Here is a 19,295-nt window from a genome sequence, read left to right as displayed (position 1 = left end):
TCAATAGTTTGAGTAATTAATAATTATTGTAAATAAATGTGAAAATATTCACAAACTGGTTGTTTTTTGTTAAGATCATTAACATTAAAAACATAGAGATAATAATAATGATCAATAAAGTATTAATAGTGTTGTGTGTGAGTATCGTGTTTGTATTAGGGTATTGGGCATATTTAGATACCCAAAATAAAAGACATCAGGAACTCATGAGGATTATTCAGGAAGCTGAAAAAAATTTGCAGACGATTGAGCGAAATCCAAATCGTGTGAGTCATAGCAATTTAGCTTCATACAATTTGCAAAAATATATTAGTGATAAAAAAGTTTTTTTCTAAGCAGAATGGTTATTGTAATTTGCTTTAAAAAGTGTGCCATTGGTCATATCTTTTCATAAATTTTGATCATGTTGCTGTTGAATCTGTTAAACTTATTGAACGTATAGTAAAAAAGCTGCATAGGGGTTATGCAGCTTTTTTGTGTTTCAAGAGGGGCTGTGGCTATTTTCTGTGTATGAAAACAGACATCAAATGAGTGGCATATTTGTTGCTTCGTCTATTTAAGATTTTTGTCTAGAGATCTGAACAGAAAAACAAGATTGCTCAGATACCTACATAGAAGTACATATTCCACAGCTCAGATTTTGCATAGAGGCTACTTATGGCGGCGCCCAATTCTTCGGCAGGCTGGTTAGAGCGTTTATTTAAGTTAAGCGACAATAAAACCACGTTTCGAACAGAAGTTCTTGCTGGTGTAACTACATTTTTAACGATGTGCTACATCATCATTGTCAATCCACTCATTTTATCTGAAACCGGCATGGATCATGGCGCCGTATTCGTTGCGACCTGTTTGGCAGCAGCAATCGGTTGTTTAGTGATGGGTATTATTGCCAATTATCCAATCGCCTTGGCACCGGGTATGGGGCTTAATGCTTATTTTACCTATTCGGTATGTATGGGTATGGGAGTGCCATGGCAGACAGCTTTAGCAGCTGTTTTTGTTTCAGGTGTTGTATTTCTTGCTATTAGCTTCTTTAAAGTTCGTGAAGCGATTGTCAATGCCATTCCAATGTCGCTTAAATTTGCGATAGGTGGTGGTATTGGTTTATTCCTTGCACTTATTGCGCTAAAAAATGCTGGAATCATTGTTGCAAACAAAGCGACATTAGTGGGGTTGGGCGATATTAAACAACCTACAGTGCTACTGGCTTTATTTGGCTTTTTACTCATTGTGGTTTTACATCAGCTCAAAGTTCGTGGTGCCATTATTATTAGTATTTTAGTGGTGACAGCAATTGCGACTGCTTTAGGCTTAAATGAATTTAAAGGCGTAGTGGGTCAGATTCCTTCTATTGCACCGACATTCATGCAAATGGACTTTAAAGGCTTATTCACTGCAAGTATGGTGGGTGTCATCTTCGTATTCTTCATTGTTGACTTGTTTGACAGTACGGGTACTTTAGTTGGCGTTTCACACCGTGCAGGACTTTTACAAGATGGTAAATTGCCACGTTTGAAAAAAGCACTATTTGCTGACTCTACTGCGATTGTTGCTGGTGCAGCATTAGGTACTTCATCAACCACGCCATATATTGAATCAGCTTCAGGTGTAGCAGCTGGTGGGCGTACAGGTTTAACCGCTGTCGTTGTCGCTTTCTTATTTATTTGCTGTTTATTTTTGGCACCTCTTGCTCAATCTGTACCAGGTTTTGCAACAGCACCAGCTTTATTGTTTATTGGTGTGTTAATGATCCAAGGGATCACACACATTGATTGGGATGATATTACAGAAGCTGTTCCAGCCTTTTTAACGATTGTATTTATGCCATTTGCCTACTCAATTGCAGATGGTATTGCAATGGGCTTTATCAGCTATGCATTAGTTAAATTATTCACAGGTAAGGCAAAAACTGTTCCATACATGGTATGGATTATTGCTGCTCTTTGGGTATTTAAATTTATCGCTTTTGGCGGTTAATACGATTTTTTATAATTTCCTTCTAGAACTATTTTAGTGATAGAGATATAAGAAGGAAATTATAGAAGGGTGTGTTTACCACACCCTTTTTTCTTTAGATGTGGAGTTAATATGAATCAAGTCGAGCTGATTCAGGCCTTACCAAAAGCTGAGTTGCATGTACATATTGAAGGTACTTTTGAACCTGAATTAATGTTTGCGATTGCACAGCGTAATCAGATTCAGATTCCTTACAAATCTGTTGAAGAAGTAAAGCAAGCTTATAACTTTCATAATCTTCAATCATTTCTAGATATTTACTATGCTGGTGCAAATGTTCTTGTTCATGAGCAAGATTTTTATGATTTAGCATGGGCATATTTTGAGAAATGTGCAGAAGATCGTGTCGTTCATACAGAAATGTTCTTTGACCCGCAAACCCATACCGACCGTGGTATTGCTTTTGCAACGGTCATAAATGGGCTTAAACGTGCCTGTGCTGACGCAAAAAACAAATTTGGTATTAGCTCTCAGCTTATTATGTGTTTCTTGCGTCATTTAAGCGAAGAAGCTGCATTTGAAACGCTTGAGCAAGCTTTACCGTTTAAAGAAGACATTATTGCTGTTGGACTTGATTCAAGTGAAGTAGGACACCCACCAGCTAAATTTGAACGTGTTTTTGCTAAGGCACGTGAGGAAGGTTTCTTAATCGTGGCTCATGCAGGCGAAGAAGGCCCACCTGAATATGTATGGGAAGCTTTAGACTTGCTCAAAGTAAACCGTATTGACCACGGCGTGCGTTCTGAAGAAGACGAACAATTAATGGCTCGTTTAATTAATGAAAAAATGCCATTAACAGTTTGTCCTTTAAGTAACTTAAAGCTATGTGTCGTTAAGGATATGAAAGAGCACAACATCCGCCGTCTTTTACAAAAAGGCGTACACGTGACTGTTAACTCGGATGATCCTTCATATTTCGGTGGATATATGAATGATAACTTCGTTGCTATTCAGCAAGCCTTAGATTTAAGTAATGATGAGTTGAAGCAACTCGCAATTAACTCTTTTGAAGCCTCTTTCATTTCAGATGAAGAGAAACAAAAGTGGATTTCAGAAATCCAAAAAATCTAAATAAAAAACCGCCTGTGATAGGCGGTTTTTTTTAACATTGAATTTATTTAGGTTGTTTGGTCATACTGTTTAAAACATTGTCTTTATCCACAAAGTGATGTTTTAAAGCTGCCAGAACATGTCCAACAATAAGCAAACCTGCAAACCACGAAATATAAATATGTAATGGTTTAACGATAGCTAAAAGCTCTGGATTGTCTTGTACTAAACGTGGAATTTCAAATAAATATAAAACAGGGGCAGGGTGACCAGCACTCCAGCTAAATAAACAACCCGTAACAGGTAAAGCCACCAAAATCACATAAAGCAATAGATGACCAACATGTGCCAAAGTTTTCATCGTCGGTGACATCGTGTCAGGCAGTTGTGGGGCTGGGTGAGTGTAACGCCAGAATAGGCGAATAACCACTAAAAAGATAATGGTTGTGGCAATGTTTTTATGCAGTGTAATAACATCACCTTTAAAGCTGCCATCGGCATCGTAACTTAAAAAATTTCCACTATAGAAACCAATCACCCAAGCGGTAATGAAAATGATTGCCATGACCCAATGCAGAATCTGTGCAGTACGGGTGTAGTATTGAGAGGATGAGGCAGGCATAAAAGACCCTATTTTTTTGTCATTTTAGCGCTAGATTTTATGGGAAAGCACTGAATTTGAGAAATGTTGTTCTCGTAACGGAGCGTGCTATAAACAGAACGCTTTAATTGGGAAAAACACGGTCAATTTGAGCGAGAAAATAAGAGAGCTAGTTTGCATAAATGCATCAATTTATTTGTTTCTTCTAAGCACAAGTTTAGGCAAAATACGCGCTGCTTACGTTCGATCAAAGGAAAAAATGATGAAAAAATTGATGCTCGCTGTAGCACCAGTAGTTTTGGCTTTAACAGCATGTGCGACCACACCTGGTGCAGGTTCTGCAGAAACTGCAACTCAACAGTTAGGCATGACTGCATTAAAAGTTGCTGTAAATGCGAAATGTATTACAGAAATTAATAATGTCGCTGCATGGAAAACAGCAACAAAGCTTATGACTGCTGAACAACGTGATAGTATTCAAACTAATGTTTGTGGTTGCGTAAGTGAAAAGGCACCAAACAGTGTGACTGCAGTTGATTTGGCTACTGCTGCACTTGACCCAGCTGCACGTGCAACAGTTGTAAACCAAGTCGTTTCTAATACTGTAAATGCTTGCGTAGCAGAAGCTTTACAAAAGTAATTAATAATTTGAGTTTCAAAGAAGGCTGACTCATATTGATCGGCCTCTTTTTTTATTGGAGTATACATGTTTGTTGCAGGCGTAGATGAGGCGGGGCGAGGCCCGCTAGTGGGTTCAGTTGTTGCTGCAGCTGTTATTTTAGATCCGAACAATCCAATTTTAGGTTTGAACGATTCTAAAAAATTAACTGAAAAGAAACGTGAAAAGTTGTTTATTGAAATTCAGGAAAAAGCTTTAGCATGGTCAATAGCGGAAGCGACCCATGCGGAAATTGATGAGCTGAATATCTTGCAAGCAACATTTTTAGCAATGAAAAGAGCAGTGGAAGGCTTAAAAACACAGCCTCAAAAAGTCATTGTAGATGGCAACCAAATTCCGAAAGGAATCATTATTCCTTGTGAAGCGATTGTTGGTGGCGACGCTAGCCATGCCGAGATTAGTGCGGCGAGTATTTTGGCAAAAGTCACACGTGATCGCCAAATGGCAGAATTAGATCAGCAATATCCATTATTTGGTTTTGGAAAACATAAAGGTTATCCAACAAAAGCACATTTTGAAGCGATTGCAGCTCATGGTGTGATCGATCAGCATCGTCGTAGTTATGCACCAGTAAAACGTGCATTAGGTCTATAAATTTACATACTCCCAAAAAATTTAAAGCGACTATAAAGTCGCTTTAATTAGGGAGAGAATAACTTCATACTAACGATTGAAGTTTTTCTGTGCATAATTATCATCTTCATATGAAACTTGATAATCTTGATCAAGATGTTGAAGGTGTTCATGCATTGCACGTTCATGTTGAATACGTTGATAAATTTCTTCGCGATGAACAGAAACCTCTTTTGGCGCATTCACACCAATTCGAACCTGGTTTCCTTTGACGCCAAGCACAGTAACACTGACTTGATCCCCAATCATTAATGTTTCCCCGACACGGCGGGTCAGAATCAGCATGTTTATCTCCTTGCTAAACGCTTAAAACTGCAATATTGGTACCCAAATAAAAAGCTCAACCTCAGTTTTCAGTCAGATTCTAACAGAAATATGAGAACAAAGTCATATTTTGATAATCTCTGCCAAAAAACTTTCCGTTTAATATAACAGAGCCGCTATAAAAAAAACTATAGCGGCTCTGTGTTTTCTTTGATTATTGTCGGACAAGTAAACAGTTTTGAATGAATTCTTGACCGTTTGGTAAAATTAAGCGCGGGCGCTGCTTTCACCGTGTTCGCGATCTAAACCAAAAGCGGTATGTAGGCAACGAACTGCAAGTTCTAGATATTTCTCATCAATAATGACAGAAACCTTAATTTCAGAAGTTGAAATCATAAGGATGTTGATGCCTTCGTCTGCAAGGGCAGTGAACATCTTACTTGCTACACCAGCATGTGAGCGCATACCCACACCAACAATTGAAACTTTTACGATATCGTCACGTGTTGAAACTTCGCGTGCACCAATATTTTTGGCAGTCTCATTTAAGATTTTTTCAGCTTTCGCTAAATCAACACGGTTTACTGTGAAAGTAAAATCTGTTGTGCCATCTTCTTCAACATTTTGAACTATCATGTCCACTTCAATGTTGGCATCACTTACTGGTGATAAAATTTTAGAAGCAATACCTGGTTCATCAGGTACACCTAAAATCGTTAATTTTGCTTCGTCACGGTTAAAAGCAATACCTGCAATGATTGGCTGTTCCATATTGTCTTCTGCCTCAGTAGTAATGAGTGTACCTACATTTTCTTTAAATTCGTCGTCAAATGCGCCGTCTTCATCATTATCAAAGCTTGATAATACACGTAAAGGAACTTGATATTTTCCGGCAAATTCTACTGAGCGAATTTGTAAAACTTTTGAACCTAATGATGCCATTTCTAGCATTTCTTCAAAAGAAATACGATCAATTTTCTTCGCTTTAGGAGCAACACGAGGGTCTGTAGTGTAAACACCATCAACGTCAGTATAGATTTGGCATTCATCTGCTTTAAGTGCAGCAGCAATGGCAACACCAGAAGTATCTGAACCACCACGTCCTAGAGTTGTTGTGTTTCCATTGGCATCAAAGCCTTGGAAGCCTGCAACCACAATAACACGGCCTGCATCTAGGTCATTGGTCATGACATCTGTGTCAATCGACTCAATACGCGCCTTGGTAAATGCACTGTCAGTTTTAATACCGACTTGACGTCCGGTATAGGATTTAGCTTCCACACCAATCGAATTAAGTGCCATAGCTAACATGGAAATCGTCACCTGTTCACCGGTTGAAACCATTTGGTCTAACTCGCGTGGGTCAGGTGTTTCGGTAATGGCTTTAGCGAGGGCAAGTAAGCGGTTTGTTTCACCACTCATTGCAGATACGACCACAACAACCTTGTGACCGTGATCATGCCAACGCTTCACACGACGAGCAACATTTAAAATGCGCTCGGGGGTACCCATAGAAGTACCGCCATATTTTTGAACGATTAATGCCATAGTTGTTCCATATAAGCCATGACCCTGAGAGGCTTTTCAGGGTCAGTTACACAAAAAGTGAAGTCTTATTTTTGTTCAAGCCAAGCAGGCAATGCTGCAATAACTTGTCCAAACTTCTCGTTAAGTGGCGCGCCACCTTGTGCTAAGTCAGGTTTACCACCACCTTTACCACCTAACTCAGATGCTAGATGTTTGATGATGTCACCTGCTTTTAGATTTGCAGTGTATTGCGACGCGACTGATGCAAGCAGGCTGACTTTGTCACCCTCTACACCTGCTAACACAATCACTGCGTTCTCTAATTTTGATTTCACACTGTCATGTAAGTTGCGAAGCGCTTTGGCATCAACACCTTGAACAGTGGTAATAAGCGTTTGACGACCAGCAATGGTTTGTACTTGGTCAATCAAGTCAGCCGCTTGGAAGTTTGCCAATTTTTGGTTGAGCTGTTCAATCTGCTTTTGTAGTGCAGAAACCAATTCTACATTGGCTTGTACACGCTCAACTGTTTGGTCTTTCTGTGCTTTTAGTAAGCTATTAATGTGCTGAATATCATTATCAGCTTTTTGTACCACTTCTAACGCTTTAGTACCAGTTACTGCTTCAATACGACGTACACCAGCAGCTACGCCACCTTCAGAAGTGATTTTGAATAAACCAATATCACCTGTACGTTTTACGTGAATACCACCACAAAGTTCAATTGAGAAGTTTTTCTCATCAATGACTGAACCCATAGAGAGTACACGAACTTCATCGCCATATTTTTCACCGAACAACATCATTGCGCCTTTTGCTTTCGCAGCTTCAATGTCGAGAAGTTCAGTCGTCACTGGAGTATTGGCAATAACTTCAGCATTTACGAGACGTTCAACTTGTTGTAATTGTTCAAATGAAACAGGTTGGTCATTTGCAAAGTCAAAACGTAAAATGTCGCTTGCAACTAAAGAACCTTTTTGTTGTACATGTGAACCTAAGATTTGACGAAGGGCAGCATGTAACAAGTGAGTTGCTGAGTGGTTGCGCGCAGTAGCTTCACGAATGTCTGCTTTGACAATCGCTTCTACATTTTGATTTGCTTTGAGGTTACCAACGGTCACAATACCTTGATGAACAAAAGCACCGCCTGACTTTTTGGTATCTTGAACTTCAAAAATACCAGTTTCGTTTTTGAAGATACCTGTATCACCAATCTGACCACCACTTTCTGCATAGAAAGGAGTTTGGTTTAGAACGATAAGAGCTTCGTCACCTTCAGAAACTTCATCAACTTGTACGCCATCTTTATAGATCGCTACAATTTCACCTTGACCAGTTGTGTTGGTGTAACCGTCGAACTGAGTTTCACCTTCGACTTTTACAATGTTGTTATAGTCAACTGCAAACTTACCAGCGTCACGCGCACGTTGACGTTGTGCAGCCATTTCCACTTCAAAACCAGCTTCATCAATAATAAAGCCACGTTCACGTGCAATATCAGCAGTTAAGTCTGTTGGGAAGCCATAAGTGTCGTAAAGTTTAAATACAGTCGCACCAGGAATAGTTTTGTCTTTTAACTGAGCAAGTTCACCTTCAAGTAGTTTTAAACCTTGCTCAAGTGTTTTAGCAAACTGTTCTTCTTCACGAATTAAAGTTGCTTCAATAACATCTTTGCGCGCTACAAGTTCTGGGTATGCATCACCCATAACTTCGATTAAAGGTTGCAACATTTTGTAGAAGAACGTACCAGTTGCGCCAAGTTTATTACCATGACGCACAGCACGACGAATAATACGGCGAAGTACATAGCCACGGCCTTCATTGCTTGGATTTACACCATCAGCAATTAAGAAACAGCAAGAACGTGCATGGTCTGCAACAACACGTAAAGAAGGCTGACCTTCGTCTTCAATACCAATAATGTTTGCAGCAGCTTTTAATAAGTGTTGGAACAGGTCAATGTCATAGTTTGAATTAACATGTTGTAATACAGCAGAAATACGCTCTAAGCCCATACCTGTATCAACAGATGGAGCTGGAAGAGGGTGAAGCACGCCATCAGCAGTACGGTTAAACTGCATGAAAACGTTGTTCCAGATTTCAATGAAACGGTCGCCATCTTCTTCAGGAGAACCAGGTAAGCCACCCCAAATGTGATCACCGTGGTCAAAGAAAATTTCAGAACATGGACCACATGGACCAGTATCACCCATTGCCCAGAAGTTATCTGAAGCGTATTTTTCGCCTTTGTTATCACCAATACGGATAATACGTTCTGGTGCTAAACCAATTTCTTTATTCCAGATGTCATACGCTTCGTCATCAGTATGATAAACCGTTACATATAAGCGATCTTTTGGTAAAGCAAGCCATTGTTCGCTGGTTAAAAATTCCCAAGCAAACTTAAGCGCATCACGTTTGAAATAGTCACCAAATGAGAAGTTACCTAACATTTCAAAGAATGTATGGTGACGAGCTGTATAGCCGACGTTATCTAAATCGTTATGTTTACCGCCTGCACGTACACATTTTTGTGATGTTGTGGCACGTACATAGTCACGTTTCTCAAGACCTAAAAAACAGTCTTTAAACTGGTTCATCCCAGCATTTGTAAATAATAAAGTTGGGTCGTTGGCAGGAACAAGAGAACTCGACGCGACACGTGTATGCCCTTGCGTTTCAAAGTAGCGCAAAAATGCTTCACGAATTTCAGCAGATGTCATTAAACGAGTACTCACAACCAAGTCACTCCATATTTTCGAATTTGGCTAAAAGCATCACCACAAGTTTGTTTGTTCACAAATCTCGCATGTGACACGGGGCTTATTTTTAAAAAACGCTAAATTGTAACGGAAAAACCCCACCGAACCAACGATTTTAGAGGGAATATCTTACAAAACTGTGATTTGGCTAAAAATCTATATTCAATTAGCCTTGACGTGTTTTACTATATGCCTTCTTTCGTTTCTGGTTTTGTAGATAAGGATAGGTCATGCAACGTATCGCCATTAATGGGTTTGGCCGGATTGGACGTAATGTTTTACGTGCCTGGTTTGAGAGCCCGAAACAATTTCATTTTGAAATCGTGGCGATTAACGATATAGCAGATGTACAGACACTGGTGCATTTATTTAAATATGATTCAACTCATGGTCGTTTTAATGGCAAAGTTGATATAGCTATTGAAAATGAAAAGATTTATTTAAGTATTCAATCTAACCAAAGAAATTTGAAAGTTGAAGTTCTTCAGCAAAAACAACCAGAACTTTTACCATGGGCAAGCTTGCAAATTGATGTCGTACTCGAATGTACAGGCTTGTTTCGTTCTCATGCTGATGCAACACGCCATTTAGAAGCAGGGGCGAAGCGGGTCATTATTGGGGCTGCACCTTTTGACCATGTCGATGCTGCAATTGTCTATGGTGTTAACCATGCCGATGTAAAAGCAACTGATCAAATCATATCAAGTGTGTCATGTACTACGCAGGCTTTGGTGCCATTGGTAAAAATTATTGATGATGCATTTGGTATTGAAACTGCGCTCATGACCGAAATTCATGCAGTAACGGCAGATCAGTCTGTGCTTGATCATGCGCATCGTGATTTACGTCGTGCTAGAGCTTCTGGACAAAATATTATTCCAACTACGTCTAGTGCACTCGGTGCATTAAAGCGTGTAATGCCGAAAATGGAAGACCGTATTGATGGCTACTCAATTCGAGTTCCTACCATTAATGTGGCTGCAATTGATTTAACTTTTATCGCACAATCTCCAATTACTGTTCATCATATTAATGAATTGCTAATCAAAGCTTCTCAAACAGATTATGCAGAAATTATGGCAGTGACTGATGAACCACTAGTTTCAAGTGATTTTAATCATTCACCTTATTCACTTATTGTTGATTTAACCCAAACTATGGTTGTTGGTCATCAAGCTAAAGTATTTGCTTGGTACGATAACGAATGGGGCTATGCAAATCGATTATTAGATTTGTGTGATTCTTTCTAAATTTAAAATAACTTAAGAAAGCTATTCAACAGTTAAGGTTGGTTAGTTGGAAACAAGGCGATAGTTCAGATATTAGCCCTTTCTTTAGTCGAAGAACTTTAGTAAGTAACTAAATTGAATAAGAGTAAGGCATTGAATATTATTGTTTATTCTTATTATCTTCTTTTTGACTTTAGAGTTTATTAAGAAAGATTTATGCAAATTGTCAGGTGCATGGCACAAAGTATCATGCTACACTAAGAGAAATCGGGTGTGTTCCCGATTTTTTTATGTGGGGTCGTTCCACGTTGATCAGATTTTAGGCTTGAAATATGACCATTTCAGAGACATGGTTGCTGCCTGACGGGGTAGCAGATGTATTGCCGGAACAGGCGCAAGTCATTGAAAAACTTCGCCGTGAAGCTATAGATTTCCTCTCAGTAAGAGGTTATCAACTGGTATATACACCATTTATCGAATACATCGAATCGTTGTCTTCATTATCAGAATCAAATCAAGACCTGGATTTAGTAACTTTTAAGGTGATTGACCAGCTTTCAGGCCGTTTACTCGGTATCCGTGCTGATATGACACCTCAAGTTGCACGTATTGATGCACATGTAAGACCTGTTGAAGGGGTTGCACGTTACTGTTATGCAGGGACTGTATTACATACAAAACCACAAAATTTCAATGCGACTCGCGCACCTTTACAATTAGGTGCAGAGCTATATGGCCACGATAGTATTGAAGCTGATGTTGAAATGGTCGATGTAATGCTTGGGCTCATTGAAAATGCTTATACATTGCAAGGTGCACATTTAGACTTAGGGCATGTAGGGCTATTTCGCAGTTTAGTAAAATATGCCGGACTTTCTAAAAATGAAGAGCATGAGTTATCTGATCTTTATCAAAGAAAAGCATTACCTGAGTTGGCTGAATTTACTCAAAATTTAAATATGGGTTCAGATTTCTATGCACTTGGTCGCTATGCAAGTGATTTAGAAGCATTACAAACTCATTTAAGTACAGATATTTTAAAAGATGTTGAATTTGATGCTGCATTAAATGCACTCAAAACTACACTTGAACAAATTAAAAACCGTTGGCCAGCACTTAATGTTGGAATTGACGTTGTCGAACTTCGCAGTTACCACTATCACACTGGTTTGATGTATGCAGTTTATGCACCGAACCGTGCTGCACCTTTAGCGCAAGGTGGCCGTTATGATGGTATTGGTGAACACTTTGGTCGTGCACGTCCTGCTACTGGTTTCAGTTGTGATTTATATGCCTTAGGGGCAAATCAGTTTGCTGAAATTGAAACTGTGGTGGCACCAAAAGGTACTGATGCAGATTTGCTTAAAGCAATTGCAAATGCACGTTCACAAGGCTTACGTGTCGTTCAATTGTTAGGTAATGATAATTTAGGTTCTATTCCTTATGCGACACATCAGCTTGTATCGCAAAATGGTCAATGGAATATTGAAAAGATTTAAACGCCAGCGGTAAGTTTTTTACTGATGGTTTCCAATTTTAACAGCATGATGTAATGAGGCTATTATGGGCAAAAATGTTGTGGTACTTGGTACCCAATGGGGCGACGAAGGTAAAGGTAAAATCGTCGACCTGCTCACAGATCAAGCGGCTGCGGTAGTACGTTATCAAGGCGGACATAACGCAGGTCATACTCTTGTCGTAGGTGGTAAAAAGACTGTATTGCACCTCATTCCATCAGGCATTTTACGTGAAAACGTATTGTGCTTAATTGGCAATGGCGTGGTGCTTTCACCAGCAGCATTAATTGAAGAAATGGGAATTTTGGAAGCTGAAGGTGTTCCAGTTAAAGAACGTCTACGCATTTCTCCAAACTGTCCACTTATTTTGCCTAACCACATTGCTCTTGATCAGGCTCGTGAGAAGAAACGTGGTAACGCTAAAATCGGTACTACAGGTCGTGGTATTGGCCCTGCGTACGAAGACAAAGTAGCTCGCCGTGCAGTGCGTGTTGCTGACCTTGTTCGTGGTGGTGCAGCGTTAGAAGAAAAACTCCAAGAAATGCTTGAGTTACATAACTTCCAATTAACTCAGTTCTACGGCGTAGAAGCAGTTAAATTTGAAGACGTATTGGCTCTTTGCAACGAATGGCGCGAAGTGCTTGCTCCATTAGTGATTGACGTGACTAAAGTGTTACATGACTACCGCAAAGAAGGTAAGCCTGTAATGTTTGAAGGCGCTCAAGGCTCACTTTTAGACATCGACCACGGTACTTATCCGTATGTAACTAGCTCAAATACAACTGCTGGTGGCGTAAGCTCTGGTTCTGGTATGGGTCCTTTACATCTTGACTATGTATTAGGTATTACTAAAGCTTATACAACACGTGTAGGTGCTGGTCCGTTCCCAACTGAATTAGTTTACGATGCAGCAAGTGATTCTGGTGACCCAATTGGTAAACACTTGGGTACTGTAGGTCACGAATTTGGTGCTTCTACTGGTCGTCAACGTCGTTGTGGTTGGTTTGATGCCGAAATCTTACGTCGTTCTGTAGATGTTAACTCACTTTCAGGTATTTGCTTGACTAAACTTGACGTTCTAGATGGTTTAGAAGAAGTAAAAATCTGTGTAGGTTATGAAAATACTGATTCAGGTTGCGTAGGTTCTTCTGATGCGGTTTCTTTTGAATGCTTGAAACCAATTTATGAAACTATGCCAGGTTGGAGTGAGTCAACTGTTGGTTTGACTAGCATAGACCAATTACCTGCAAATGCTTTGGCTTATGTGAAACGTATTGAACAATTAATCGAATGTCCGATTGATATCGTTTCAACTGGTCCAGACCGTGCAGAAACAATTGTTTTACGTCATCCATTCTCTGCTTAATTTGCAAAGATAATAAAAGCCTCCTGAAAAGGGGGCTTTTTTTATATCCGACTAAAGTGCAGTTTCGGTTTTGTCTAATTCAGATTAAAACAGAAATAAAAGTTATGTCATGGATGATGAACTAAAATGAAATTACAACCAACAATTTCAAAAACCATTTTTTATTCTTTTTTATTTGCGATTGGTGGTTCGCCAACGTTGGCTATGTTAGTCATTTATGGCCAAAATTATAATCCTGACTTCTTTATGACAGCATTCATGAGCCTTTCTGTTCTGATAGCTTGTATCTTAATTCCGGTAGTTCTTATACAAAACAGTTATCTATTATGGAAAAGAACAAGTCCCTCTCTTGAAGAGAAAGTTAAGCCTTTAAGCCATGTCTATCTTGTCTTAAATATAATATGTTTACTGTTCTGGATTTATTTGATGACTTTATCTGCTTGATCTTTACATAAATACTATGATCGTGAAGAAATGAGAGATTCAAAGCTTGTGTGCTATTTCTTATAATAAGTGCAAAAGAATAAACAGTTTTTTTAACGATTTAGGTGAACCATGTTAATGAATAAAAAACTTTTTTTAAGCTTATGTGCTGCTGGTGTCGTAACAATTTCAGGTTGCGCAACAATGGCGGACATGGCAGGTGCAGATACAGCAACCTTAAATGCTCAATCTGCACAAGGTTTTACTAAAATGGTGCAGGAAGCACGTGCTAAAGGGACTTTAGATACAAGTTCAAGTACCTATAGCCGTATTAATTCTGTTTTCAACCGTTTAAAACCTTATGCTGACCAAGTAAATCAAACTGGGCAGCCATTTAGCTGGCAGTTAGCTGTACTGAAATCAGATACTGTTAACGCGTACGTTGCACCAGGCGGCAAGGTTGTGTTCTACACAGGTATTGTGAATAAGCTAAACCTAACGGATGCTGAAATTGCAGCTGTTATGGGCCACGAGATGACACATGCCTTGGAAGAGCATGCTAAAAGTAAAATTGGTGCTCAGGCTTTAACTGATTTAGCATTAAATATTGGCTTAAGCTATGCAGGTGGCGGTAACGTTAACCAATTAGGAGCGGCTGCTGCACAATTGGGTTCGCAAGTAGGGGTGGGCTTACCATATTCACGTAGTTTAGAGAGCCGTGCTGACCAAGGCGGCTTAATGTTAATGGCACGTGCGGGTTATAACCCAAATGCTGCTATTACTCTCTGGGAAAAAATGAACAAACTTGAAGGTGCTGGTGGTTCATCTTTCTTGTCTACTCACCCATCTAACGCTCAACGTATTAATGACATGCGTAAAAACTTACCTGCAGCATTAGCTATTTATAATGGCCGTAGATAAGTTTTCAAACTTTAAAGTGAATGTAAAACGGATGCTCAAGCATCCGTTTTTTGTTTTAAGGGGCAGGATTAGGCTGTTGTATATGAATGGCTTCAATGCCTTGTAAAATTTCTGGTGAAAGCTCGATTTCAAAAGCCTGAATATTTTCTTTGAGCTGATCTAAGTTGGTCGCGCCAATAATTGTGCTTGTTACAAAGAACTGTTGCTTAATAAAAGCCAGAGCCAATTGAGTCAGACTTAAACCATGCTTTTCAGCGAGCTGCGCATATTGTTCAGTTGCCCATTCACTTTGTGGATTACTGTAGCGGCTAAAGCGCGGAAATAGAGTAACGCGAGCATTTGCAGGTCGTGCTCCATTTCTGAACTTGCCAGTTAAATAACCAAAAGCAAGAGGAGAGTACGCAAGTAAACCTACTCCTTCATATTTGGCAATCTCAGACATCCCTATTTCATAGGTACGATTAAGCAGACTATATGGGTTTTGCACACTTACAAACTTACTCACACCTAAATTTTCAGCAAGTTGTAGAAACTTCATGGTGCCCCACGGGGTCTCGTTAGATAAACCGATATAACGAATACGACCTCGATTAATTTCTTTTTGAAGGGCAAGTAAAGTTTCTTCTAGAGGCGTAGTGTCATAATCATTGTGTGCTTGCTGGTTGCCATAAGCGAGTGTTCCAAAGAAGTTGGTGTGACGTTCTGGCCAGTGTAATTGGTAGAGATCGATATAGTCTGTTTGGAGACGTTTAAGTGAACCATCAATCGCTTGTGAGATATGGCTACTATTGAACTTGGTATGGCCTTCTCGAATATGGGTTCCACCAAAGCCAGGACCTGCAATTTTTGAAGCAAGGAATACTTTGTCGCGCTGACCATGCTGTGCAAACCAATTGCCTAAAATGGTTTCAGTCGCGCCGTATGTTTCTGGTTTAGGAGGTACGGAATACATCTCTGCCGTATCCCAAAAATATAAACCGTGTTCTAAAGCGTAATTGAGCTGTTCGAATGCTTCTTGTTGAGTATTTTGCTCACCAAATGTCATGGTACCTAAGCAAATTTCTGGAAGGTTAATGCCTGTGTGACCAAGTGGTTTAAATTGCATACTGCGAAATCCTTGAGAAATTTTAAGTTAGCCTAACGGAAAATATGTATTCAACTTAAATCATAAAAACAGAATAGTTTGTAAGCTTTGTGTATTAACTCATTGTTGCATATAAAAAAAGCAAACCGAAGTTTGCTTTTTATTAAATAATTACGAGTAATTATTCTTCGTCATCATAGTCTTCGTCAGTGACTGGGGTTTCTTCTAGTGAAGTATCAAAAATAAGAATAGCCTTACCATCTGTTTGGATCATACCTTGATCTTCTAAGGTCTTTAATACACGGCCAACCATTTCTCGTGAACACCCGACAATACGTCCGATTTCTTGACGGGTAATACGAATTTGACGACCATTCGGCAAGATCATTGCTTCTGGTTGTGAAGATAAGTCGATTAAGCAACGTGCAATACGACCAGACACATCAATGAATGCAAGATCAGTCATTTTACGAGTTGTATTTTTTAAACGACGAACAAGTTGCGCGAAAACGGCATAGCTGAGATCTGGATACTGTTTGCTTAGTTCATGGAAGTTGTCATATGAAATTTCTGCAATTTCACAGACATCACGGGTACGAACTTCAGCTGTACGTTGAGGGTTCGGTTCGAAAAGCCCCATTTCCCCAAAGAAGTCACCAGGATTCAAATATGCCACAACAATTTCACGCTCATCATCTTCACGTAAAATAATTGAAACTGAGCCTTTTAAAATTAAGTATAAAGATTTTGACTCTGTTCCGGCATCAACAATTGTGGTTCGTTTTGGATATCTGTTGATGTGAGCACGCTTTAACAATGCTTTAACGGATTCAGGTAGTTGCCCCGGAGATAAAGCATCTGTGCTGAGTTGTGAAAAATTTGAAGTCATGCTTGATATGTTCCGAATAGGGTAAACAATTCACACAAGCTCGAGATGAGCTATTACACAGAAGAGATGAAATTCCTTATCAACTCATTTTATGTTAGTGTACAAAACAAGGGCCTGTTGACATTTCACAGATGGTTGCGACATAAGACGATTTTTCTAGACGTTACGAAGCAAGAACTATGGAATTTAGTCATACTAAATAAATAGAGCTAAACAACGAAACGCACAAAAAATCTGGTCTTGCGCTGCACCTCAGATGCTTGAATCGCACCTCAGATTTTGGCTGAAATTTAACAAACTTTATTACAAAACTGGACAAAGGATTGCCCTTGTCTGTGTTTTGCGTTTTTATTTGGATTAATTTTTAGCTATTACGCAATCCATAGATGAAATGTCAACAGACCCTGCTTAAATTTATAATTTTTTTTGGGTAGTTGCAATGCAAACAAGTGTACATTGGCTAGAGAATGTTGCTTTTGAAGCGAAATCAGAGAGCGGTCATAGTGTAGTGATGGATGGCTCACCTGAGTATGGTGGTGAAAACCGTGGACCACGTCCTATGGAGTTGATATTAATGGGACTTGGTGGGTGTGCTTCGTTTGATATTGTGACTATTTTAAAGAAATCTCGTCAAGATGTGACGAATGTCGTATGTCAGCTTAAAGCTGAGCGAGCAGATGCGATTCCAGCCGTTTTCACCAAAATTCATTTGCACTTTGTAGTAACAGGTAAAGCTGTAAAAGAAAAACAGGTTGCAAAAGCAGTAGAGCTATCAGCTGAAAAATATTGTTCTGCAAGTAAAATGCTTTCTGATGGTGGTGTAGAAATTACTCACGATTTTGAGATTATTGAAGCTGCATAATTTCATGTGAATGCCTGAAAAAAGAAAAGCTAACAGTCATGTTGGCTTTTTTTATGATAAGAATAATTCAAAAATAAAAGGAGAATTTGGGTGAATATCCGTTTAGCTCAATGGGAAGATACTGAGACTATATGCCACTTACTGAAACAAATGGGATATTCGCAGCCTTTAAAAGTAGTTCAGGAACAATTTCAAAAATTAAGTAAAGACCCGAATGCAATTACTTTGGTCGCAGCCGATGATTCGCATGTATATGGAGTTTTATCGCTTTATTTTATTCCACAAATTGCTTTAAAAGGAGACTTTGCCAAAATATGCTATCTATGCGTTGATGAGAATATGCGTAGTAAAGGTGTGGGGCATTTGCTTGTGCAAGAAGCAGAGCGGTTAGCAAGGCAACGTGGCTGTGATCGGATGGAACTACATTCAGGAATACAAAGACCTTTGGCGCATCAGTTTTACCTAAGAGAAGGCTATGTAGAAGCACCAAAGTACTTTCGTAAAGCGTTAAATTATTGAGCTCGGTTTAAAAAGAGCTGAGGATCTACCCGAGCATTGTTAAGACTCATACCCCAATGTAAATGAGGGCCCGTTACACGGCCTGTTTTGCCCACTAAACCTAAAGTTTCTCCTTGGCGGATATGTTGTCCCTTTTCTACTTTTATCGCGCTTAAATGGCAAAACATGCTAATTAAGCCTTGGCCGTGATCAATTAATACAGTTTGTCCATTAAAGAAATAATTTCCTGTTTGAACGACTACGCCGTCTGCTGGAGCAATTACTTTTTGACCTACAGGCGCTGGGATATCTAGACCTGAGTGAGGCGCACGTTCTTCCCCATTAAAGAAACGTTTTCTTCCAAACGAGTTGGTAAATTTTCCTGAAGTTGGGCGTATAAATTTGGGTAAGCTTTGCCATGAACTTGATGTAAAAGAACTATAAATATCATTTTGTTCTTTCGCTTCTTGAGCATAACGGTCTAACTGACTTTGGTTGGGGTTTACGTAGTCTTGATTCGTGACTTTAATTCGTTGCTCAGCATAAGGATAAGACTTAACTTCTATTGGAATAGGAGCTTTATTGGTATTGAGCTGAACACTGCCAAGTGGGGTAGATAACGGAATACCAACGACAGCATAACGTTGATGGCCTTCCTGACTAATTAAAACTGGTTTCTGTTGAAAAGTGACCTGAGTAATATCGGCAGTTAATGGAATGACTGCAATCCCACCGGGTCTTCTTGAGTCTTGAGGAAGCTCGGCAAAACAGTAAAAAGGTATTGATGTAAAAAGCAAAGTAGAAATAAGTTTTTTTATCAACATAGCGACAATAATTTTCTAAAAGAATACTATAAATTATATCAGTAAGCTTTACTTAAAAGTTGTTTTAATTTTTTTAATGATTTTATTTTAATTTTATTTATTATTTTATATTAATAATTGATGGCTTATTTTATGTGATTATATTTATTT

Annotated in this window: 19 protein-coding genes and 1 pseudogene; 13 read left to right on the top strand and 7 right to left on the bottom strand. The window is 39.1% G+C overall.

Annotated features, from left to right (window positions below; all coding sequences use genetic code 11):
* Positions 1 to 107: 107 nt before the first annotated feature.
* The 3 genes from ACH63V_RS16205 (at position 108) to ACH63V_RS16195 (ending at position 3,087) form a co-directional block, all read left to right on the top strand.
* Entirely contained in the window at positions 108 to 335 is a 228-nt protein-coding gene (locus tag ACH63V_RS16205; RefSeq protein ID WP_000608974.1) for a hypothetical protein, read from the top strand.
* 322 nt (positions 336 to 657) lie between these two features.
* Complete coding sequence (locus ACH63V_RS16200; RefSeq protein WP_004709861.1) at positions 658 to 1,977, top strand: NCS2 family permease; 1,320 nt, start codon at positions 658 to 660, stop codon at positions 1,975 to 1,977.
* Positions 1,978 to 2,088: 111 nt separating this feature from the next.
* Positions 2,089 to 3,087 (top strand): adenosine deaminase, encoded by a 999-nt coding sequence (locus ACH63V_RS16195; protein ID WP_396464059.1) that lies wholly within the window; start codon positions 2,089 to 2,091, stop codon positions 3,085 to 3,087.
* Between the two features lie 43 nt (positions 3,088 to 3,130).
* Here ACH63V_RS16195 and ACH63V_RS16190 read toward each other — a convergent pair whose 3' ends face one another.
* Positions 3,131 to 3,688, bottom strand: a complete 558-nt coding sequence (locus tag ACH63V_RS16190; RefSeq protein ID WP_396464058.1) for a cytochrome b — start codon at positions 3,686 to 3,688, stop codon at positions 3,131 to 3,133.
* 241 nt (positions 3,689 to 3,929) lie between these two features.
* On the opposite strand from ACH63V_RS16190, the gene ACH63V_RS16185 reads away from it, so the two are divergent.
* Together ACH63V_RS16185 and rnhB are read left to right on the top strand one after the other, a co-directional pair.
* Positions 3,930 to 4,307: a hypothetical protein gene (locus tag ACH63V_RS16185; RefSeq protein WP_304390620.1), complete on the top strand. Its 378-nt coding sequence runs from the start codon at positions 3,930 to 3,932 to the stop codon at positions 4,305 to 4,307.
* 66 nt (positions 4,308 to 4,373) lie between these two features.
* Complete coding sequence (rnhB, locus tag ACH63V_RS16180; protein WP_087606204.1) at positions 4,374 to 4,940, top strand: ribonuclease HII; 567 nt, start codon at positions 4,374 to 4,376, stop codon at positions 4,938 to 4,940.
* 69 nt (positions 4,941 to 5,009) lie between these two features.
* Here the strand turns inward: rnhB and csrA are convergent, their stop codons facing one another.
* The 3 genes from csrA to alaS form a co-directional block, all read right to left on the bottom strand.
* Positions 5,010 to 5,264, bottom strand: a complete 255-nt coding sequence (gene csrA, locus ACH63V_RS16175; RefSeq protein WP_000906487.1) for a carbon storage regulator CsrA — start codon at positions 5,262 to 5,264, stop codon at positions 5,010 to 5,012.
* A gap of 246 nt (positions 5,265 to 5,510) precedes the next feature.
* A complete protein-coding gene (locus tag ACH63V_RS16170) occupies positions 5,511 to 6,791 on the bottom strand; it encodes an aspartate kinase (protein ID WP_263613279.1) in 1,281 nt (426 codons plus the stop codon).
* Between the two features lie 65 nt (positions 6,792 to 6,856).
* Complete coding sequence (gene alaS / locus ACH63V_RS16165; protein WP_396464060.1) at positions 6,857 to 9,493, bottom strand: alanine--tRNA ligase; 2,637 nt, start codon at positions 9,491 to 9,493, stop codon at positions 6,857 to 6,859.
* A 269-nt stretch (positions 9,494 to 9,762) separates the two neighbouring features.
* Here alaS and ACH63V_RS16160 point away from each other — a divergent pair, with 269 nt between their 5' ends.
* The 5 genes from ACH63V_RS16160 to ACH63V_RS16140 all read left to right on the top strand — a co-directional run bounded on the left by ACH63V_RS16160 (position 9,763) and on the right by ACH63V_RS16140 (position 14,988).
* The gene (locus ACH63V_RS16160) at positions 9,763 to 10,782 is read left to right on the top strand and encodes a type I glyceraldehyde-3-phosphate dehydrogenase (RefSeq protein WP_396464057.1); all 1,020 of its coding nucleotides are present in this window, start codon (positions 9,763 to 9,765) and stop codon (positions 10,780 to 10,782) included.
* Positions 10,783 to 11,093: 311 nt separating this feature from the next.
* Entirely contained in the window at positions 11,094 to 12,260 is a 1,167-nt protein-coding gene (locus tag ACH63V_RS16155; RefSeq protein ID WP_032011696.1) for an ATP phosphoribosyltransferase regulatory subunit, read from the top strand.
* Between the two features lie 64 nt (positions 12,261 to 12,324).
* Entirely contained in the window at positions 12,325 to 13,644 is a 1,320-nt protein-coding gene (locus ACH63V_RS16150) for an adenylosuccinate synthase (protein WP_100191889.1), read from the top strand.
* 126 nt (positions 13,645 to 13,770) lie between these two features.
* Complete coding sequence (locus ACH63V_RS16145) at positions 13,771 to 14,088, top strand: hypothetical protein (RefSeq protein ID WP_263613281.1); 318 nt, start codon at positions 13,771 to 13,773, stop codon at positions 14,086 to 14,088.
* A 117-nt stretch (positions 14,089 to 14,205) separates the two neighbouring features.
* On the top strand, positions 14,206 to 14,988 hold the full coding sequence (locus tag ACH63V_RS16140; RefSeq protein WP_263613282.1) for a M48 family metallopeptidase: 783 nt from the start codon (positions 14,206 to 14,208) through the stop codon (positions 14,986 to 14,988).
* 55 nt (positions 14,989 to 15,043) lie between these two features.
* Here ACH63V_RS16140 and ACH63V_RS16135 read toward each other — a convergent pair whose 3' ends face one another.
* Together ACH63V_RS16135 and crp are read right to left on the bottom strand one after the other, a co-directional pair.
* On the bottom strand, positions 15,044 to 16,093 hold the full coding sequence (locus ACH63V_RS16135) for an NADP(H)-dependent aldo-keto reductase (protein WP_311071876.1): 1,050 nt from the start codon (positions 16,091 to 16,093) through the stop codon (positions 15,044 to 15,046).
* A gap of 160 nt (positions 16,094 to 16,253) precedes the next feature.
* The gene (crp, locus tag ACH63V_RS16130) at positions 16,254 to 16,961 is read right to left on the bottom strand and encodes a cAMP-activated global transcriptional regulator CRP (protein ID WP_000203217.1); all 708 of its coding nucleotides are present in this window, start codon (positions 16,959 to 16,961) and stop codon (positions 16,254 to 16,256) included.
* Positions 16,962 to 17,225: 264 nt separating this feature from the next.
* Between crp and ACH63V_RS16125 the strand changes: the two are divergent.
* The 3 genes and pseudogenes from ACH63V_RS16125 to ACH63V_RS16115 form a co-directional block, all read left to right on the top strand.
* Positions 17,226 to 17,306: pseudogene (locus tag ACH63V_RS16125) on the top strand (hypothetical protein); the annotation flags it as partial.
* A 94-nt stretch (positions 17,307 to 17,400) separates the two neighbouring features.
* Positions 17,401 to 17,823 carry an OsmC family protein gene (locus ACH63V_RS16120; RefSeq protein ID WP_001195082.1) on the top strand — a complete coding sequence of 141 codons (423 nt, stop codon included), beginning with the start codon at positions 17,401 to 17,403 and terminating at the stop codon, positions 17,821 to 17,823.
* A 90-nt stretch (positions 17,824 to 17,913) separates the two neighbouring features.
* The gene (locus ACH63V_RS16115) at positions 17,914 to 18,342 is read left to right on the top strand and encodes a GNAT family N-acetyltransferase (protein ID WP_396464055.1); all 429 of its coding nucleotides are present in this window, start codon (positions 17,914 to 17,916) and stop codon (positions 18,340 to 18,342) included.
* Here the strand turns inward: ACH63V_RS16115 and ACH63V_RS16110 are convergent.
* On the bottom strand, positions 18,336 to 19,145 hold the full coding sequence (locus ACH63V_RS16110; protein ID WP_396464054.1) for a peptidoglycan DD-metalloendopeptidase family protein: 810 nt from the start codon (positions 19,143 to 19,145) through the stop codon (positions 18,336 to 18,338). The two genes, ACH63V_RS16115 and ACH63V_RS16110, sit on opposite strands and share 7 nt — an antisense overlap.
* Positions 19,146 to 19,295 lie beyond the last annotated feature (150 nt).

It is taken from the genome of Acinetobacter sp. ABJ-A23_2, from assembly GCF_044538765.1.
In the GTDB taxonomy this organism is placed as follows: Bacteria; Pseudomonadota; Gammaproteobacteria; order Pseudomonadales; family Moraxellaceae; genus Acinetobacter; species Acinetobacter nosocomialis_A.
The sequence above is the reverse complement of the archived record's forward strand: the minus strand, read 5'-3'. Positions and strand labels throughout refer to the sequence as shown.

Excerpts from the sequence above, each read along its gene's own strand:
- ACH63V_RS16205 (WP_000608974.1), top strand. The coding sequence starts at position 108 with ATGATCAATAAAGTATTAATAGTGTTGTGTGTGAGTATCGTGTTTGTA.
- ACH63V_RS16200 (WP_004709861.1), top strand. The coding sequence starts at position 658 with ATGGCGGCGCCCAATTCTTCGGCAGGCTGGTTAGAGCGTTTATTTAAG.
- ACH63V_RS16195 (WP_396464059.1), top strand. The coding sequence starts at position 2,089 with ATGAATCAAGTCGAGCTGATTCAGGCCTTACCAAAAGCTGAGTTGCAT.
- ACH63V_RS16190 (WP_396464058.1), bottom strand. The coding sequence starts at position 3,688 with ATGCCTGCCTCATCCTCTCAATACTACACCCGTACTGCACAGATTCTG.
- ACH63V_RS16185 (WP_304390620.1), top strand. The coding sequence starts at position 3,930 with ATGAAAAAATTGATGCTCGCTGTAGCACCAGTAGTTTTGGCTTTAACA.
- rnhB (WP_087606204.1), top strand. The coding sequence starts at position 4,374 with ATGTTTGTTGCAGGCGTAGATGAGGCGGGGCGAGGCCCGCTAGTGGGT.
- csrA (WP_000906487.1), bottom strand. The coding sequence starts at position 5,264 with ATGCTGATTCTGACCCGCCGTGTCGGGGAAACATTAATGATTGGGGAT.
- ACH63V_RS16170 (WP_263613279.1), bottom strand. The coding sequence starts at position 6,791 with ATGGCATTAATCGTTCAAAAATATGGCGGTACTTCTATGGGTACCCCC.
- alaS (WP_396464060.1), bottom strand. The coding sequence starts at position 9,493 with ATGACATCTGCTGAAATTCGTGAAGCATTTTTGCGCTACTTTGAAACG.
- ACH63V_RS16160 (WP_396464057.1), top strand. The coding sequence starts at position 9,763 with ATGCAACGTATCGCCATTAATGGGTTTGGCCGGATTGGACGTAATGTT.
- ACH63V_RS16155 (WP_032011696.1), top strand. The coding sequence starts at position 11,094 with ATGACCATTTCAGAGACATGGTTGCTGCCTGACGGGGTAGCAGATGTA.
- ACH63V_RS16150 (WP_100191889.1), top strand. The coding sequence starts at position 12,325 with ATGGGCAAAAATGTTGTGGTACTTGGTACCCAATGGGGCGACGAAGGT.
- ACH63V_RS16145 (WP_263613281.1), top strand. The coding sequence starts at position 13,771 with ATGAAATTACAACCAACAATTTCAAAAACCATTTTTTATTCTTTTTTA.
- ACH63V_RS16140 (WP_263613282.1), top strand. The coding sequence starts at position 14,206 with ATGAATAAAAAACTTTTTTTAAGCTTATGTGCTGCTGGTGTCGTAACA.
- ACH63V_RS16135 (WP_311071876.1), bottom strand. The coding sequence starts at position 16,093 with ATGCAATTTAAACCACTTGGTCACACAGGCATTAACCTTCCAGAAATT.
- crp (WP_000203217.1), bottom strand. The coding sequence starts at position 16,961 with ATGACTTCAAATTTTTCACAACTCAGCACAGATGCTTTATCTCCGGGG.
- ACH63V_RS16120 (WP_001195082.1), top strand. The coding sequence starts at position 17,401 with ATGCAAACAAGTGTACATTGGCTAGAGAATGTTGCTTTTGAAGCGAAA.
- ACH63V_RS16110 (WP_396464054.1), bottom strand. The coding sequence starts at position 19,145 with ATGTTGATAAAAAAACTTATTTCTACTTTGCTTTTTACATCAATACCT.